At 45.4% G+C, this 18,786-nt stretch carries 15 protein-coding genes and 1 pseudogene; 13 read left to right on the top strand and 3 right to left on the bottom strand.

What is annotated here, in order from left to right:
* Positions 1-138 precede the first annotated feature (138 nt).
* Complete coding sequence (locus FD04_RS09785; protein WP_056948561.1) at positions 139-687, top strand: hypothetical protein; 549 nt, start codon at positions 139-141, stop codon at positions 685-687.
* Between the two features lie 35 nt (positions 688-722).
* On the opposite strand, the gene FD04_RS09780 is transcribed toward FD04_RS09785, so the two are convergent.
* Positions 723-1,589, bottom strand: coding sequence for an SDR family oxidoreductase (locus FD04_RS09780; protein WP_056948559.1), 867 nt, complete (start codon positions 1,587-1,589; stop codon positions 723-725).
* 271 nt (positions 1,590-1,860) lie between these two features.
* On the opposite strand from FD04_RS09780, the gene FD04_RS09775 reads away from it, so the two are divergent.
* From FD04_RS09775 to FD04_RS09720, 12 genes and pseudogenes are all read left to right on the top strand, one after another.
* Positions 1,861-2,805 (top strand): Dyp-type peroxidase, encoded by a 945-nt coding sequence (locus FD04_RS09775; RefSeq protein ID WP_054701691.1) that lies wholly within the window; start codon positions 1,861-1,863, stop codon positions 2,803-2,805.
* 377 nt (positions 2,806-3,182) lie between these two features.
* Positions 3,183-3,896: a glycosyltransferase family 2 protein gene (locus FD04_RS09770; protein ID WP_054701694.1), complete on the top strand. Its 714-nt coding sequence runs from the start codon at positions 3,183-3,185 to the stop codon at positions 3,894-3,896.
* 226 nt (positions 3,897-4,122) lie between these two features.
* A complete protein-coding gene (locus FD04_RS09765; RefSeq protein WP_056948557.1) occupies positions 4,123-4,887 on the top strand; it encodes a glucose 1-dehydrogenase in 765 nt (254 codons plus the stop codon).
* Positions 4,888-5,169: 282 nt separating this feature from the next.
* Positions 5,170-5,442 carry a hypothetical protein gene (locus tag FD04_RS09760; protein WP_054701696.1) on the top strand — a complete coding sequence of 91 codons (273 nt, stop codon included), beginning with the start codon at positions 5,170-5,172 and terminating at the stop codon, positions 5,440-5,442.
* A gap of 238 nt (positions 5,443-5,680) precedes the next feature.
* Positions 5,681-6,367, top strand: a complete 687-nt coding sequence (locus FD04_RS09755; protein WP_054701699.1) for a type 1 glutamine amidotransferase domain-containing protein — start codon at positions 5,681-5,683, stop codon at positions 6,365-6,367.
* Between the two features lie 15 nt (positions 6,368-6,382).
* Positions 6,383-6,955, top strand: a pseudogene (locus FD04_RS09750) (oxidoreductase); the annotation flags it as partial.
* Between the two features lie 86 nt (positions 6,956-7,041).
* On the top strand, positions 7,042-8,766 hold the full coding sequence (locus FD04_RS09745) for an ABC transporter ATP-binding protein (protein WP_054701705.1): 1,725 nt from the start codon (positions 7,042-7,044) through the stop codon (positions 8,764-8,766).
* Entirely contained in the window at positions 8,759-10,546 is a 1,788-nt protein-coding gene (locus tag FD04_RS09740) for an ABC transporter ATP-binding protein (RefSeq protein ID WP_156660451.1), read from the top strand. Before FD04_RS09745 ends, FD04_RS09740 begins: the two co-directional genes overlap by 8 nt.
* 238 nt (positions 10,547-10,784) lie before the next feature.
* On the top strand, positions 10,785-11,231 hold the full coding sequence (locus FD04_RS09735) for a GNAT family N-acetyltransferase (protein ID WP_056948555.1): 447 nt from the start codon (positions 10,785-10,787) through the stop codon (positions 11,229-11,231).
* 8 nt (positions 11,232-11,239) lie between these two features.
* Entirely contained in the window at positions 11,240-11,578 is a 339-nt protein-coding gene (locus FD04_RS09730) for an iron chaperone (protein ID WP_054701713.1), read from the top strand.
* A 113-nt stretch (positions 11,579-11,691) separates the two neighbouring features.
* On the top strand, positions 11,692-12,255 hold the full coding sequence (locus FD04_RS09725; protein WP_054701716.1) for a GNAT family N-acetyltransferase: 564 nt from the start codon (positions 11,692-11,694) through the stop codon (positions 12,253-12,255).
* A 66-nt stretch (positions 12,256-12,321) separates the two neighbouring features.
* On the top strand, positions 12,322-12,783 hold the full coding sequence (locus FD04_RS09720) for a hypothetical protein (RefSeq protein ID WP_056948553.1): 462 nt from the start codon (positions 12,322-12,324) through the stop codon (positions 12,781-12,783).
* Between the two features lie 436 nt (positions 12,784-13,219).
* Here the strand turns inward: FD04_RS09720 and FD04_RS09715 are convergent, their stop codons facing one another.
* Complete coding sequence (locus FD04_RS09715) at positions 13,220-16,555, bottom strand: LamG-like jellyroll fold domain-containing protein (protein ID WP_056948551.1); 3,336 nt, start codon at positions 16,553-16,555, stop codon at positions 13,220-13,222.
* 789 nt (positions 16,556-17,344) lie between these two features.
* Positions 17,345-18,775, bottom strand: coding sequence for a glutamate synthase subunit beta (locus tag FD04_RS09710; protein WP_056948549.1), 1,431 nt, complete (start codon positions 18,773-18,775; stop codon positions 17,345-17,347).
* Between the last annotated feature and the right edge of the window lie 11 nt (positions 18,776-18,786).

The following is an 18,786-nucleotide window of genomic DNA, read 5'->3' as shown; positions in this document are numbered from 1 at the left end:
TGTGACCTAAGTGAGTTAGAGCGGCACGGCGTCTTAAAATTCTAAAATGGCCATACGTATTCGGTATTGGATAATTTGATATAGTTAAGTATGCACCATCTCGTTTGAGATTTGATTGTATGAAGGAGACTCTATCTATTGAAGAATAGTGAAGTATTAACTCGTTATCTGTTGCAGCACGACCGATCATTGAGTGGTATCAGTCAGATCGATATGAACATGCTGGCAGAAAAAACACACCTCTTGACGTCTACCATTAAGGAAGAACTAATCAAGCAATCCAAATGGTTACAGTATTATCAAAAAACCAATCCATTAGATTTTGGCCGTTTTAGTGTCACATTGATCTATTCGAATGGCGTTGAGAAACACCCAGATGAGGATTGCCTGACAATAATGGATATTATGTTGCCCCTTAACTTACCTACGTTTAGTGAAGTGGCAGCTTTAAAACAAACATCAGTGTTAACAACGCTACGAGATAAGTTGTCAGCAGATTCAAAAATTCTACGAGCTCATCTAGAAAATAGCGAAGACGACACTTTTCATACCGAAATAAATATCAGTTCAGAATTCTATGATGCTTCAGTTGATGACTCGTCTGATAACTCGACAGCCGGTAGTGAACAAGTTTTAGATTGGTTTGATCAGTACAGTCATCGGTTAATGACCAAATTTTCGCATTAAAAAAAGAAGCGCTATAAGCTTCTTTTTTTAATGTGTTAGTTTTCAGGACGATAAGACCGGGTCAGAAAGTCAGTCATACTCTCCGGGGCACGGCCAGTGATGGTTTCAAAATCGTGGGTAGTCTGGTCAAATAGACCAAGTGCACCCGCCGCATACATACTTGCTAGCTCTGCGCCATCACCTTCGGCCGCGTAAATGTCAGCAAACTCGGCCGCTGTGACTGGTTGATAGCCAATTTGGTGACCAGTAACTTGAGTCATGATTTGGCCTAGTTCGGGCATGGTGAGACTTTGTTCCTGTGTGACGGTGTAGATTTGACCAGCGTTACGATGCTCTGGCTGGGTGGCCAGCATAGCGATTGCTGTCGCACTGTCGTCCAGGGTGATAAAATTCATGGCTTGATCACCGACAGGATAAATCAGTGCTTGCCGTTCAATGAGTTCGGGTAAGTATGGTATCAGTGGATCTGCGTATAACGCGTTTCTGACAATACCGTAATTGAGGCCGCTGCTAGCTAATTTTCGTGGTGCATAGGCGTAGTAAGGCGACATGGTGAACGGATTATTAACTTGATCAGCGTAGAAACTGACGAAGACCAAATTATTAACCTGAGCTTGCTTGAGTGCCTGAATGACGTTTTCAAATTCGGTAATGCGCTGTAGCACGGTGTAAGTTTTGCTGGGAATATAAACGACGACGTCCTGCCCGGTAAAGGCGTGCGTCATGCTGGCGATATCAAGGTAGTCAGCCTGTACTACGTTGAGACCACGATTAATTAATTCGGCTGCTTTGCTGGGTGTATGAACGGCTGCGGTAATAGTGTTTACGTCGACTAAATTGGCTAATTGTTGCACGACTTTTTGACCAAGATGACCGGTGGCACCGGTGACGAGATAGTTCATTGATTGGACCTCCTAAGGGTTAGTATCATTAATTCGAGTGTTTTTAGCGATGATAATTGTCTTCCTGTTACTTTAATAACACCATGATTATAAAACGCAATCCTTTTTGCATTACAGTCTGCAATGAGTGGTATTTTGAGTGGTCACAATTGTCGGCGGGGTCGTAATTTTTAAAACTCATAATTTCAGCATTCTCAAAACTATGTTAAAATAAGAATGATTCTAAATTAATCTTAGTGTACTTAACCAAGTTTGAGGAGGAGATACGATCATGGCAATTGATTTAAAAGATGTTCAATCAGTATATAAAGACGCAGGGAGCAACATTATTTTTGCGACAATGGACCTGAAGCGGCAGGATCAAGCGGCTGACTTAGAGATGATCCAAGATTTGGCTGAACACTTACCAGCCTTCATTAATTCGTTAAATGTCCGTTACCCAGATAGTGGACTAGCAGTGGCGTTTGGGTTCTCGCGTAAGGCGTGGGACTATCTCTTCCCAGATGGTAAGCGACCACAAGAACTGGAAGAATTTGAACCCGTTGTGGGGCCAAAATACACGGCACCTGCTACGCCAGCTGACCTGTTCTTCCATATCCGGGCCAAGGACTCAGCCGTTCCATTTGAATTGATGACGCTGGTTATGGAACGCATCGAAGATAACGTGACTATAATTGATGAAACGCACGGTTTCCGTTACTTTGAAGGGCGCGCAATCATTGGTTTTGTCGATGGTACCGAAAATCCTAGTGCGTTAGATACACCTGATTACGCGGTAATTGGTGATGAAGATCCTGATTTTATCAACGGGTCATACGCCTTTGCCCAAAAATATTCACACGATATGGCGGCTTGGAATAAGTTAAAGACGGAGCAGCAAGAACAAGCTATCGGTCGTAAGAAGTTTAACGACGTGGAGCTTGAAGACGATGAAAAAGCACCGAATGCCCATAACATTGTGTCACAAGATAATAAGGATGGCATTGAGCATAAAATTGTGCGGATGAACGTGCCATTTTCTAATCCAGCTGAAGGCGAAAACGGGACCTACTTTATTGGGTACGCACGTCACTGGACAGTCACCAAGCGGATGCTTGAAGGGATGTTTACCAAGTCAGACCGTTTGCTGGACTTCTCAACACCCGAAACGGGGGAAGTGTTCTTTATCCCGTCACTTTCAGTTTTAGGTAAGATTGCGGACGGTGAATCGTTCTAAATTAGAACATTATTGATAAAAATAACCTTGTCGTGCGGCTTGAATTGCCGCACGATTTTTTATATGGTCCTCCAGTTTGGCTGGACGGTCTTACAGCTCAATCTAGCGCGCGTTTGTCGAAATGCTAATCCTGATTTTCCCGACCATGTTATTGGGTGAGTTGGCATTATTACGACGTTGGTGCTTCAAGTGTTAGGGGCACTTTTAAGCTTCTATTTGCCTTATATCTCACTAGTAGCTGGTACGTTAATTATTGTGATGTACATTTTCCGGCCAACGCGGGGTGAGTGGCAAGCAGCCAAAAACAAGTTGAATTAGTTGACTAAGGCAAGAATCATGGCATAATGACCGCAAACTAATTCGGAGGAGTGGGTGACATGACAACCTTAACCTTAGTCATTCCAACGTATAATTTAGGTCATTATTTTGATGAAACACTTCAGACGATTGCCGATCAGACAGTTGAGTTCGAATTGTGGCTGGTGGACGATCATTCAACGGATGGTACGGCTGAGAAAGCCAGTGATTTTGTATCAGGGCGACCAACGTTTCACGTGGAACGGTTTAAGCAACATCGCGGTGTTTCCGCAGCGCGTAACTTCGGATTGGCCCACGCTACGGGTGACGTGATTGCATTTGCGGATGGCGATGACCAACTGGATCCTGATTACGTTAAAACTTTAGTAAATGGGTTTAAAAACGGAGTTGTCGCTGTGGCAGTCGGTTACTTGTGGTGGCATACGACCATTGATCAGCGCAATGTCTACCTGCCGATGTCTCAACGCGAAATGTTCAAACAGGTGAGTCACCGTGGAACGGATGTCGGTGGCTACATTTGGAATAAAGCGTACTCACTAGCCGCCATTCGAGAAGCCAATTTACAATTTGACGAATCGCTGTCAATTGCTGAAGACTATTTGTTTACGGCCAGCTACGTGGCTAAAACGCCAGGTGTGTATGTGTACGATCCCGCGTTAAGGTACACGAAGGTCAACCGACCAGGTAGTACTATCCACACGCGTAATTTGCATGACCAACGGGTGGAGGAACAGGTGTTTAGTTATATTAGGCGGCTGGGGGAAAGTATATAGAGCGCGGAACAAAACGGGTTGAGACCGACGTGAAAGGGTCCCCCACTGAAAATCCTGAACTAGGATTTTTAGTGGGGGACCCTTTCGCATAGGTCTCAGTTTTGTGGAACGCGTTTCGGCTCAGTAGAATAATATAAAAGCGCATTTTACACCCTCTGTCATAACGTGGATGCTATGATTACTATATTGAATAAATTAACTCGAACTTGGAAAGGAATGACATTTAATGACAGATCGTTTAGCAGGTAAGGTCGCAATTATCACTGGTGCCGGTTCCGGAATGGGTGCTGCAATGGCTAAACGCTTTACTGAAGAAGGCGCTAAAGTGATTGCAGTTGATTTGAATATGGATCGTTTGCACGGTGTTGTTGATGAACTGAATCAAAGTGAAACAGTTGCAACTGCGGTACAGGCGGATGTTTCAAATTTATCTGATGTACAGAACTTTTTTCAGGTGGCTGATACGACGTATGGTGGCGTTGATATTGTGGTCAACAACGCTGGCATTATGGATAATATGGCGCCAGCAGGAGACGTGACAGACGATATGTTCCATCGTGTCATGGCAATCAACACTGACAGTGTCCTTTACGCAACGCGTGAGGCTGTTAAACGGTTTCTGCCAAAACATCAGGGTGTGATTTTAAACACTGCTTCAGTTGGTGGCACTAACGGCGCACGTGCGGGGGTAGCCTACACTGCCTCTAAACATGCGGTGGTTGGTATTACGAAGAATACGGCCTATATGTATGAAAAAGAGGGTATTCGAACCAATGCAATCGCGCCTGGTAGCATTAACACGAATATTGCAGATTCAATGAAAAATATTGATAAATACGGCTATGAACGGCAGGCCGCGGGTATGGGAACAGCACCTGAAATTGGTTCTGCACAGCAAATCGCAGAAGTCGCGTTATTTTTAGTGTCGGACGAAGCTAGCTACGTTAACGGTGCAATTATGCCAGTAGATGGTGGATGGACGGCATATTAGTAGAGCGTGAAACAAAACGGGTTGAGACCGGTGAGAAAGGCCCCCCACTGAAAATTCTGAACTTGGATTTTTAGTGGGGGGCCTTTCACATAGGGTCTCAGTTTTGTGGAACGCGTTTCGGCTAGATAACATTAATATAGATAATTCCGACACGTTGACCTCCGCCAAATGACCTTAACAAAATCCCAATCACATTTACCAATCCGCAAATTTCTTTTTAGGTTGGTTTAAGCCACCCATCATATACTGTTTACAGATTCAAAGATAAGGAGCGTGAAGCTAATGCTACTCGATCACGATTCAAAAATGATGAATATTATTGCCGCACAAATCACCAAGGTGTTCTATCCCTTTGTGTTGGCTAAAACTGAAACTGGTGAATATCTCCACATTAATCTCTCTGATACTGAACGCGACGATCCGTTGTTTTGGGATGAACTCAGAAGTATTTTACAAGCGAAACTCTGGGTGCCAGTTGGCCGGAAATACCACCAGCTGCTAGATGACGGTTGGTTAGTTGCTGATCCACAACCAGAGTTGGCTTTTGAAATGTAAGTTAAGGCGTGATGCGGCTATTCTGTGAGATGGCGCTCACGCTTTTTGACTGTCATTTTTTGCCAAAAACTCAATGTCCACGTGTACATCGTCACACCGTTAAGTGGACGTGTAACGTCATCGTAAAAGTGAATCGATTGACATCCTTTATCGACCAACGTACTATCAATAGATAGTAGCTTACAATTCGTAACCAGAATTCAAAATGGTTAATCTGACTATGAAAGAAGTCTGTAAGATGACCAAAGCACTTATTGTATTAACGAACCATGCTAAATTTGAAACGATTAACCGCGCCACTGGTGTTTGGTTAAGTGAAGCAACTCATTTTAACCAAGTCATGACCGAGCACCAAATTGATGTTGATTATGTCAGTCCGAATGGTGGTTATGTGCCACTTGATCCCGGTTCAATTGCGCCGGATCAACTCGATGAGGTTAACAATCAATTCTACAATGATGCTGATTTTCGTAACCGCGCGTTAGGGCAATCGTTACAGCCAAGTGATATAAACCCTCGTGATTACGACGTGATTTATTTTGCGGGTGGACACGGTACTGTTTGGGATCTCCCCAAAAGCACTGCGTTAGGTCAACTTGCAAAACAAATTTATGACCAAGGCGGCATTGTGTCTGCTGTTTGTCACGGTGTCGTTGGGTTATTAGCGATTCAAAACGCTGATGGTAGTGCCTTCATCAAAGACAAGAATTTGACAGGGTTCACTAACGAGGAAGAGGCAATCAATCAGTTGACTAACGACGTCCCATTTCTGGCTGAAGATGCCTTAAAGACTGCCGGCGCCCATCACACGAAGAGTGACCCTTATACCGAACACGTGGTGACGGATGGTCGACTGATCACCGGACAAAATCCGCAATCAGCACGTGGCGTCGGTGAAGCGGTTATTAAATTATTGAATGCTTAAAGCTTAGAACAATTTTTCTCACCACAGTCAAACCGCCGCCAAGACGAGTATGGCGGCAATCGTGCACAGCGCTACTTTTTCATTAAGCAGTTGCTGCAGGCTGTCTTTGACGCAGTTGATGAATACGCAACTCGACCGTTTACGGTAGGATATCGGTTTTCACCGGAAGAATTTACTAGCCCAGGCATCAATTTAGCAGATACGTTCTATTTAGTTGACCAACTGGCTGAAACTAGGGTAGACTACCTACACGTTTCACTGGATACGTATGATCGGGTCGCAACTGCCGACGGTTATCAAGAACAATCCATTCTAGCGTACCTCCACGACTACTTAAAGGATCGCAAGCCACTCGTTGGCGTTGGTGGTGTTAGAACGCGTCAAGATGTCGATGCCGTGCTGGCAAATGCTGACCTGGTCGCAGTGGGACAACAGTTATTGGTTGACCCCACGTGGGTTCAAAAGCTAACGGCAGGCCATGACGACATGGTTACGGGTGAATTTGCCGATGCAATTCAATATACATCCTTTACACGGCCACTGTATGATTTCTTGGTTGCAAGGTATCAATCAGAGCCGAATATTTAATTTAAATTCAAACAGCGTCACGGATTCTGAGTCCTTAAACTAGGCCCAGGGATTCGTGACGCTTTTTTTAGGAGGTGTCAAAGCACGTGTTTCGTTTGATTATGCAACATACGCACAGATTTGCTCGATGGGCTTTCTTTCTTGCACCATTGATTATGTTGGGTGAAGTTTTGTGTGACTTGCAGCAACCCACACTGATGTCGCAAATTATTGACCACGGGCTCGCAAAGGGGGATTTGAGTTACGTCGTCGGTCATGCGTTACTCATGTTAATGTTTGCAGTAATGGGCCTTGTTTTTGGCGGTACCTGTGGTGCATTAGGTAGCTACGCCTCCCTCAAAATGGGTGAGCAGCTCCGACAACACATGCTCAATATTGCGCTTCTGAGCCGAGATCCCGCTGGCCTAGCACCGGCAACGCTAATTACCCGGATCACCAATGACGTGACACAGATGCAAAACTTAGTCATGTTGCTTACCCGAGGCATGGTGCGTTCACCGATGTTACTGTTGGGCGGCGTAGTCATGTCAGTGCTGGTATGTCCAGATTTAGCACCGATTTTATTTGTGATCATGCCAATCTTGGTTATCTTTTTGCTCGTGATTATTATTCGCAGTGTCCCACTCTATACGAAGATGCAACGGTCGGTGGACAGTGTGAACCGGACGATGCGTGAGAACTTACAGGGTATCAAAACCATTAAATCTTACGTTTTGGAGAATCGGCAACAGCGTCAATTTGATGTGGAAAATACTGGCTTGAAGGCTACCAGTCAACGGGCTGCAATGGCAACGGTGACGTTATCACCGGTGATTCAGTTAATGCTGAACTTGGGTGTTGTCGCCGCACTGGGCTATGGTGGTCAATTGGCTATTAGTCAAACTATCAGTGATGGGCAGATCATTGCCTTTGTGAACTACATGATTCAGATCACAACTGCCATGATTCAGACGGTTAATATCGTGACTTCTTTCTCGCGGGCAATCACGAGTTCCGCACGAGTTCAAGCTGTTTTGGCTGAGGAACCGCCTGCTGAGACGACTTTAACGACTCAAGTGCCAATCAACAGTCAGATTGAATTTGATCATGTGACCTTTGGCTACGAAGCTAGTAAACCAATTTTAAGTAATATCAATTTAACGGTACCCACTGGTCAATGGTTGGGTATCATCGGTGCCACGGGTTCCGGTAAGAGTTCGTTAATTAATTTATTGACCCGTAGCTTTGATCAATACACGGGTCAGATTCGACTTGGTGGTGTCGATATTCGGGAAATGTCTTTGACGGATGTGCACGAACGCATCTCAGTGGCGCTTCAAGACTCCATTTTATTTTCCGGGACGGTTCAAGGTAATCTCAGCTATGGTAAACCGACCGCGACCCAAGCGGAAATTGAAGCAGCTGCCACCGTTGCAGATGCCGCGTCTTTTATCAACGACCTACCTGATCAGTATCAGGCGGTCGTCGAACAGCGGGGGAAAAATTTCTCTGGTGGTCAACGGCAACGGCTTAACTTGGCACGCGCCATCACACCTGATCATGATGTGTTAGTACTTGATGATGCCACCAGTGCCGTTGATCAAGAAACCAACGCGCACATTAAGCAACGACTACAACAAACTCGGGCGGATAAAACGACGCTGATCATCTCCCAGCGAGTCACCAACGTTATGGATTGCCAGCAAATTATCGTGGTGACGGATGGACGCATCAGTGCGCAAGGTACTCATCAAGAGTTAATACAGCGGTCTAACTTTTACCGCGATTTGGTCAAGACGCAACTTGGAGGTGATCAGCTTGCAAATGAATAGAAGGGGGCCGCGTAACCTACACCGTCAAAAGGTTCATCTCACAAATTGGCGCCAAACGGTAAGGCGCGTTTGGCAGTATTTAGCCGTTCATCGGTTACAACTGGGCGTTGTGTTCCTACTCACCATTGTCACGACCGCGGTGACGGTGATTGGAACGCGAATCAACGGGATTGTGATCGACCGCTATATTACGCACAGTAACGTGCATATGCTGTTAGTGGTTTGCGGATTGATGACCGTGATGTACATTATTGCAAGTATTTTTACGTACTTTCAAAGCGCGATTGTTATCAAAGTGGCGCAGTCCACTAGTGCTGAGATTCGCCATGACATTTTTAACCAATTAAAACAGCTACCGATGCGCTACTTTGATACGCATGATAATGGCGACGTGATGAGCCGATTAACCAATGACGTGGACAATATTAATACTGCGCTCATGCAGACGTTTGTCCAACTGTTTACGGGGGTGATCAGCATTATTGGGATGGGAATCGCCATGCTGGTCCTATCACCATTGCTGACAGTCCTAACCTTACTCGGAAGCGTGGCAACTTACCTTTTCTCACGTGCAGTGGCACGAGTCACACAACGGGCGTTTATGACGCAGCAGCAAGCACTTGGCAGTCTTAACACACAAATCGAAGAGTCAGTATCTGGCAAACAAGTGGTGCAGCTTTTTGACCACGTTGTGCCCACTATGGCAACGTTTGAACAGACGAACCAACAGTACACGAACGCTGCGTTTCGCGCGCAAGCATTGTCCAGTGTCATCGGTCCGTTTAACAATATGACTAATAACGTTGTGTACGTTTTGATTACTGCGGTTGGCGCGATTTCGATTCTAAGCGGGCAACATTTTATGACGGTGGGGATTATTTTTACGTTTTTGATTTACTTACGCAATTTTACTGGTCCAATCAATAACTTATTGGACTTAATCAACACGCTCCAGCTCTCACTTGTCAGTGCTGAACGGGTATTTGAGGTGATTGATGAAGTGCCTGAAAAGGACGCCAAAGATGCGGTTAGCGTCACCCAAACGCGTGGTGAAGTTACCTTCGATCACGTTTCATTTGCATACGACCAAAGATTAATCTTGAAGGACGTCTCGCTGCAGGCCCAACCTGGTCAAATGGTGGCGCTGGTAGGGCAAACCGGTGCGGGAAAAACGACCATCATGAATTTATTAACTAACTTGTACCCGCTTCAGCAGGGTCGGGTGCTACTGGATAATCGGGATGTTACAACGATTAAGCGAGCCGATTTGAGACGGTTGATTACAGTGGTACAGCAAGAATCTTATCTATTTACAATGAGCATTCGCGAAAATATTCGACTAGGAAGACCTGATGCGACCGATTCGGACGTTGAACGGGCTGCAAAACAGGCCAATGCGCATACCTTCATTAGCCAATTACCGAACGGGTACGACACGCAACTAACGGAAAATGCTCGCGATTTATCCCAAGGACAGCGGCAATTGCTCAGTATCGCGAGGGCCTTTGTGGCTGAAGCGCCAATCTTAGTCTTGGACGAAGCCACTGCTTCAATTGATAGTAATACTGAAGCCGACGTTCAGCGCGCGATGACGGCACTCATGGCCGACAAAACCAGTTTTGTCATTGCGCACCGGTTATCGACGATTCAAGCGGCTGATCAAATTCTGGTGATTGATCACGGTCAAGTCATCGAACGAGGCACCCATCAGTCTTTGTTAGCGGCCGGTGGCTACTATGCCCAGCTGTATAACAGTCAATTTGAGCGCGTTTTAAACTAGGGTCGATTCAGACGCTCACAGTATGTTTGACAATTATTTTTTGAAATAGTGGAATTTCGCTGTTATGGCATGTCACTATGCCGGCCATAACGAATGTGCTATAATGTGGGCAATAAAATTGAATGGCTAAGCATCGTCCCCGGATGGATGCATCAACTAGCACTAAGTTAATTGCACTAGGGCACCATAATGGTGAGCAATTAACTTAGTGTTTTTGTCAAATAAGGAGAGCGTGGTTATGAAGTTAAGTGTAAAAAAGACGTCAGAATTATCAGTTGAAGAATTTTTAGAAATCGCTAAGGCGCGTGTCAAAGTTTTTGTTGTCGAACAAAACTGTCCGTATCAAGAGATTGACGACCAAGATGACGATGCCTTGCACATGATTTTGCGAGTAGACGGTCAATTAGCCGCCTATACTCGTATCATTGAACATGAAGACCACATTCACATGAGTTTTGGTCGGGTGTTAGTCGTTGAAGAATTCAGAAAACACCACCTTGGCCGTCAAATTGTCAGTGCAACGATCGATGAAATTAAGCAGGATTTTCCGGGTCGTGATATTAAAATTGCTGGACAGAATTATTTACGTTCATTCTATGAATCATTTGGTTTTAAAGCTGTCTCTGATGTGTATTTGGAAGACGAGATTCCCCACATTGATCTTGAACTCAAAGTCATGGAGTAGTGATGATAATGGGCGTAATCACGGACTATATTGAAGCGCAATCAGTTGAGCAGCAGCCAGCACTGACACGAGTGTATCAGGTGTTAAAGCAGACGCTACCCGATGCAGAAGAGCGTTTATCGTATGGCATGCCGGCTTTCTTTCAACCGAAAGCGTTAATCTATTTTGGTGCTAATAAACACCACATTGGCATCTATCCAACCGGTGAAGGGATGGCGTTTCTTGCGGCCGATTTGGCGGATTTTAAGACCACTAAAGGGAGCTGGCACTTGCCGTATGACCAACCGTTACCCGAGTCGTTATTGGTTGCCATAGCAAAGCACCGGTTAGCAGTGGTTAGTGATTAACCGGCTGTACTTAAGTAAAATAGAAATCTCGGGCAAATGTTTCATATGAAACATTTTTGGACCAAAAAGCTTGTGTAATCAGTATTTGAATCTATTTTGTGAGGCGAAATTAAGTGACAATTCGTTACGAAGAGATGAGTGAGGGACCAGTAGAAGTTTGTCGTGACCTTTGCAACGCGTTAATGGCACATCAAGCTGCTAAAGGTAATTTTCATCCAGAAATTTTAAAACACATGTCCTTTGAGACCCGATTAAAGGTTGATTTTGAGGCTTTTAATGAAAAGTTTTTGTTAGTGGCCTTCGATGACGATCGGCCAATTGGCTATATCTTTGACATGGCGATGATTTTTACAGAAGCGATGCGCAACGACAAGCCAGCGTTTGCTAGACAATTTTCGACTGATAGTCAGTGGCTATTTCCGGAGTGGTTGGAACCCAATACCAAAATTGCGACACTTGATAACCTGTACGTGTCGCCTGAATATCGCGGGCAACACGTCGGTAGCACATTGATTAAACGCGGCATGCAGTGGCTAAAACAGGATACGGACGCGGAAAATTTATTTGTCTATGTTTCCAACGGTAATGATCCGGCACCCCTATACGAAAGTCTCGGTTTTAAGTATAGCCACGATGTTTTAGACGGCTTTATAGAAGCTTATGTAATGGCAAATTAACTTGAGCTTTACCTTCATTTTGAGTAGCCGTATACTGAGATTACTAAAAATAAGTGAGGTCGCATGATGGGGTATAAAGTCGATTTTAAAAACGTTGAAGAAGTTGGATTGGAAACGTCACCGGTTGCACCAGCATTAGCTGGGTTACGGGCTAACGAAGCACGGTATTTCTGGAATAAGTTTAAGCATGAATTTGTGACCGAACCTGCCAGTGAGCATCCGGATATCATTGCATATGTGAACGAGGTCTTATCAGAACGTGATTTAGAGATTCAGGCCACACCACTTGAAGTATCTCAATTTGAGGTGGAGGGTGTTAAGTGGACGTACGTTTTTTACGAAGACGGTTTGTCGATCAACGTGCTTTACACACTGGATCCGGATGGCAAGCGCGCTGTGGGCTTTAAGCTTTCGGATGGCATGGCTATTCCAGCTGAGTTAGCTGAAAAATTCAAATTTGCCCGTCAAAAGTCAAAGTTAGCGGGTACCATTCGAGGGACGTTCTTCAAAATTAAACAAGAGCACTAAACTGCAAAAGGCGACTGGAAAAAAGCCATGTTGGTAAGCATCGAACTGATTTCTTAATTCAAAGCTGGTTAAAAGTCTTACTGGATTTCTATGCTGTTATCTAGTCTAAATGCGAACCAAAACTCAGGCCCCGACCACATAATTGAACAGGCCCGTAGATTCCAAAATCAGGAATCCACGGGCCTGTTCAATTATATTCTGGGACCTAAACGAGTTTTGTCTCGCTCTCTTTTGTATGTGGGTAACAGCCTTCAATCAGATCAATCCGTCAACTTAGTAATGAAAATTGGGAGAGACAAGTTTACCGTCTGGTGATGGACGGGACTGACGGTTGATGTGATTGTGCAGTGAGCTGTTTTGGAAAGGAAATGGAAACGGATCGGTGCTGAAGTATGTGGGTGTTTATTGATTTTAGCCCAGTTATAGCAGGATTGGTTTAACGATTTAATGCCTTAATATCGTGCTTGTCAGCGGTGATGAAAAGACCATTTGTCAATTGAAGTCTAACGCGCCCATTTTGCTTGATAAGTGCCTTAACCTTCAACGTTTTAGCGGTACGATAATGCTTAGCCTTTTGCGTTAAGTTTGCATTTCGGAAAGCAGTAATGCCCTTGGTCCGGATGACCTTAACGTACTTTGGCTTCTTAGTATAATCTGAAACGGTGACGTAACGCTTGTTGGTCGTGATGTAGCCAATTTTACCAAAGGTTTTGGAGCCCTTGTTGAGGTCCTTAACTTGGTAACGGTAGCCGCTCTTTGAATGAACGCGCTTTAAGAAACTAAATTGAGCCCATTTTTGTTGCTTAGTGGCCTTAAACCAGCGCATTAGGTTGTGCTTGGTAAAATGAGTGCCCTTATAAAAGCCAATCTTTTTCATGGCATACCACTTGCGACCCTTAGTTTCAGTTTTGTCGGCTGAACCATGTCCGTGGTGAGGTTTGTCAGTATTGCCGGTGTGATGATCAGACGTACCTGGCGTTGGCAATGTGTTATCGGCGCCTTGATTTTGATCAGGCTTAGGTGCTGGTTTGTTTGTGTCATTACCTGAGTGATTAGGTTTTTCTGGTTTTCCTGGCTTCTCTGGTTGTGGCGTTGGCTTGTGGTCATTGTTGCCATTACCGTTACCGTTGTTATTGTTATCTGATTCGTTTGGTGTTGCTTCGTTGTGCAAGTCTACCAAGATCTCTTGGCCCTTATCTGTACCGGCCATTGCTTTTTGAATCGTCACATTCTTGGCGGTTTTGCTGGTTTTAGCAAACTTAATGTTAGCTAAGGCGTCAGCAGTAGGTTGCTTGTCAAAACCTAAGGTGAGTGACAAAATGCCGTCTTTTACTTCTTGGCGTAAGATTTTGGTGCCTGCTGGTGTCGTGATTTGGTCAACAGTCCGGCCAGCTAGGTCGATTCGAGTATCAAGTGAACGAAGTTGGTTGGTAGCCTTAGTCTTCAAATGAAGTTGAGCATGCCGGTTGTTGGCTTTCAAGGTGACATCTTCAACGTCACGGTGCTTCTTAGTAAGTTGTGTTTGATCGAGAAAGGCGCTTGAATCAAAGACTTTCCCAGTCATTGAACTTGGTTTCTTCACTTGAAGTGCGTGTAAGATCAAAGCGCTAATATCCGCGTTACTACCACCCTTGAGACGGCGACCGCTATCAATGGTTTCACCACCGATACCAATGAAGATATTGGTGTTTGAACGTTCGGTGTTTTGACCATGATCGAGCTTCCAACCACCGTGGTCGGCGTTGGCAATCACGAGTGTGTCGTGGGCATGGCCGGTTTTTTCGAGTTTGTCCATGACAGTTTTGAACATGTCATCGTACTTGGCGTAGTTGTCCCAGTAGTTATCGTTGAACCAACCCTTGGTGTGGCCTTGGTGGTCCATTTGGTCACTTTGCATGTAAGTGAGGGCGGTATTGTTGAAGTCTTCGGTACCAATGTAGTTGGCAACATCGTTGAATGATTCCCAAGCTCTTGAGCTGTTTTTATCAACGGCGGCCTCTGGTTCAGTGATCCCGTTTAAAATGTTAGTCCATTCAGAAAATTCGGCTGCACTTTGGTAAGGGTTAGCCGCTTGGAGTACTTTGAAAACGGATGGGAAGAGTGGTTTAGTTTTGTCAAAATCGGCAAAGTACTGACCGCCAGTTGTTGCGTTGGTGCCTTGGTATTCAGTAGGCAGTTCGCCCCAAGTGACACCGTGAAGCATTGAAATGTAGTTTTGAGCTGAAATCGTTGGAATAACTGCTGAAGCAGAGGTACTCATGGCAAATTTCTTGTTGAAGAGGTCCATGGTGTACTTGTTGCGACGTTTCTTTAAAATTTCAGGATTCGTGGTCCATTTTGGATCGACGCTGTTGTCTTTTGCGTAGTACATCCCACTTGGATCCCAAGGGTTACCGCCACCATCAGTGGTTAAGACCACCACGTGCTTGTAGGGGCGAATGACTGCTTCCTTGGCAACTGCTTCTCGTTGATCTGCAGGCGCCATGGCAATGTCACCGGCGCCGACAATACCGTCACCATTGTAATCGTGACTGGCACGGGCAATAACCTTGACGGCCTGAGTGCCAAGCGTCATTTTGAGGTTGTCGACTTTTTTACCGTTGATGGTCCCAACGGCATCCTTAATGTCGATACTGGTTTGAGCAGATTTGTTGACTGGTAACTTTTTGGCGCGTAGTTTCAGTGCGGCAATTTTAGTTTGTGAAAATTGACGATAGCTGGCACTAGATAATACAGAACTCGTTGAGATGTGGAGTTGGCCAGGCTTAACCAGTGTCACTCGGGTACGGTAGCCATCTTTTTGGTTAGTCGCTTTGATAAAATCAAATAGGTTGGCGTCATAATTTACATCGTATTCAAGTTTATTGATATCACCTGCATTATTCTGGCGCATTTGAACGTTCAAGTTATAAACGTGGCCTGCCGTAATTGAGCTAGGGCCGACTAAACGAGAGTCAAAACTTTGTTGAACTTCTGGCTCCGGTGCCACTTCACCTTGAGCAGCATTGCTGAGTTGAGCTGCATCGTTAGCAGTGAGGGAGTGATTATAAAGACGAGCCGTTTGAACTTGCCCTGACATGAATGATTCGGCACCGCCGACACTATTACTATCGCCACCTAAGACGAAGTTGTGGGCTTTAGCGTTTACGGGCCAGTCCATTTTAAGGTGGCTAAATTCTACGGCGTCAACCAGTCGACCGTTAACGTACAGCTTGGCCTTGTTATCGGCTTTATCAACGACCCCAACTGCGTGAACCCACTTACCAGGTGTAAGTCGGACATGCGGTTGACGATATTGTCCATCAACGTGAGCGAAGAAGGTTAGGTTACCGTTATCGACACCTAAACCGACGCCGCCTCCTTGTTGGTTAGAGAAAATATCGTGTTCGCCACTGAGCGGTGCACCTGCGTTATATTTAAAGTAGGTTTCGATTGCCATCCCATTAGCCATCTGGTTGTACTGGTCTTGACTAACTGGCATTGCAAAGGCGCTACTGCCGTTAAAAATGACAGAGTCCTTTTTGGCATCGCCGGGTCTAGCAATTAATGGCATGCCAATCTTATTAAACGTCTTAAACTGACCTCGATAATCACCAATGGACATTGGTTCCATCTTTAAATCAGCAAAAGGGGTTGGTAATGCTGCTTGGGGTGTTGCTTGGGCAGTTGTTTGTACCGGACTGGTTGCTGCGACTGCAGTAACGGCTGGTACGGTAACGGACATTAGGGTTGCAGTACATAGTAAGACACTAGCAATGGCTCGAGGTTTCACTAAAATCAACTCCATCAATTTTTTTGTAACACTCATTGTTACAAGGGTAGCGTAGCAATTAGATGTAAAAATCATGTTGTTGGTTGTAAAACTAATGTATTGATTCGGTTATTGTTAGCTTCAGGTATAGATTATGCGGCATAGTGAGGCGGTTACAAAAGTTTAATTATCGCTGTTATCCGTGGTGAGTTCCTAGTTATGGTATAGTCAGCAAAATTTAATTGTTGTAGTTAGGCTAGTGTGTGCTGAAAGTCCGCCTTCGGCCGCCAGCCAGTTTTTTGGTGGGTAGCTGTGGGACCGACTTCAACCGCTTCGCGTTTTCCGTCTCGTCCCTGAGCCTCGAAACCCACGAGTCTCAGAAACGTCCAGTACCACTAAACGCTGACGCGCAAAGTGGTACTAGTCACTGCTACCCACCAAAAAACTGGCTTCTGGCACTACGGCTTACATATACTGGGTGTAATATTCGCTAGAAAAAATGCAATAACACGGGTAATACAATACACAGCAGTAACGAAAACGGAAGGTAACGCGCTTTTCCAGTAGCAGTGACAAGTCCGAGTTAGCAGTTTACCGCTTACTCGAACTGGACGTCTGTGAGCCTTCGGGTTTTGAAGGCTCACAGACGAAGCGGAAGACACGTGCATTTCGTGGCTAAAGCCGGTCCCACAGCAACTGAAAAAGCGCGTTACCTGGAGTGGTAGTGGGAGCGTCAATATTAAAACGTCTTAGTCAATTAACCCATAACGGATTGCTGACTAAGACGTTTTAACTTGTAGCAATATTCAATTAGACTTCTGCCGTCAAAACTTCAAAAGAAGCGTTGATTTTTTCTGCGCAAGTCCGACCTTCATAGATGCCCCAAATAACCAGGCTAGGACCACGCCGACTGTCACCGGCAACAAATATCTGACTGTCATTAGTAGTGTAGTTATCGTTCACTTTAGTAATACCGAACTGGTCAAACAACCATTGCTCAGCACCAGTGAAACCCATTGCGAGTAGTACTAAGTCAGCTTTGATTCGCTTTTGGCTGCCAGGCACTGGTTTGAAATGATCAGTCTCGCTGACTTCAACTTCACGGAGTGCACCATTTTTACCGAAAAAGCGGGTGGCTGTTGCAGAGTAGGTCGTGACATCACCGAAGAGGGCACGGGCCTCTTGTTGGCCGTAGCCGTTTTTCTGCACCATTGGCCATTCTGGCCACTGATTGGTGGCCGTGCGTTCTGCTGGCAGTGATGGGCTGATTTCGAGTTGGGTGACACTTGCACACCCCTGTCGAATTGCGGTACCGATACAGTCGTTACCAGTATCACCACCACCGAGGACGACCACGTGCTGTCCTTTAAGCGTTTGTGTGGCTTCAGTACCATTCTGAAGGACTGATTTAGTAGCGTCAGTGAGGTAGTCAACGGCTTGACGAATACCGGTCAGGTCGCGGCCAGGTACTTGCAGGTCGCGGGCGGTGCGAGCACCGGTACAAATCACGATACGATCGTATTTTTCGCGCAGGGTGGCCACATCGATATCTTTACCAACTTCTGTGTTAGCCACGAGGGTGATGCCGACGTCACGCATCGCTTGAATGCGGCGTTCGACCACTTCTTTAGGTAACTTCATATTTGGAATACCATACATGAGTAAACCACCGAAGCGGTCTGCTCGCTCGTAGACGGTGACTGAATGACCGAGTTGATTTAACCGCCAGGCTGTTGAAATACCGGCCGGACCGCTGCCAATCACCGCGATTGTTTTGCCAGTTCGTTGACTTGGTTTGCCAGAGTCAACGACCCAGCCGTTTTTGAAGGCTTGTTCAATAATAAATTTTTCGTTGTTGCGAATCGTGATACCGGGGCCATTTAAGGCGTTGACGCAGGCGACTTCGCAAGGTGCAGGACAGACCCGCCCGGTCATATCGGGTAAATAATTGGTTCGCGTTAACCGCTCAAAAGCAGCTTTGTCGCGATTTTTATACACTAAATCGTTCCACTCGGGAATTAAATTGTCGTTTGGACAACCACTGACCGCTCGACCACCACCGTAAAATAAACCATGATGGCAAAACGGAATGCCGCAGTTCATGCAGCGGGCCGCTTGTTGTCGACGTGAAGCATCGTCTAAGTCGAGTTCCATAATGTTAAAGTCCTTGATGCGTTGCATAATGGGGCGCATTGGATTACTTTGCCGTTCGTATTTGATAAAACCCCTTGGATTTCCCATTGGTCCGCCTC

The sequence above is a fragment of the Secundilactobacillus odoratitofui DSM 19909 = JCM 15043 genome (assembly GCF_001434895.1).
GTDB lineage: Bacteria > Bacillota > Bacilli > Lactobacillales > Lactobacillaceae > Secundilactobacillus > Secundilactobacillus odoratitofui.
Note: the sequence above shows the minus strand (reverse complement) of the source record. Positions and strands in the feature narration are given on the sequence as shown.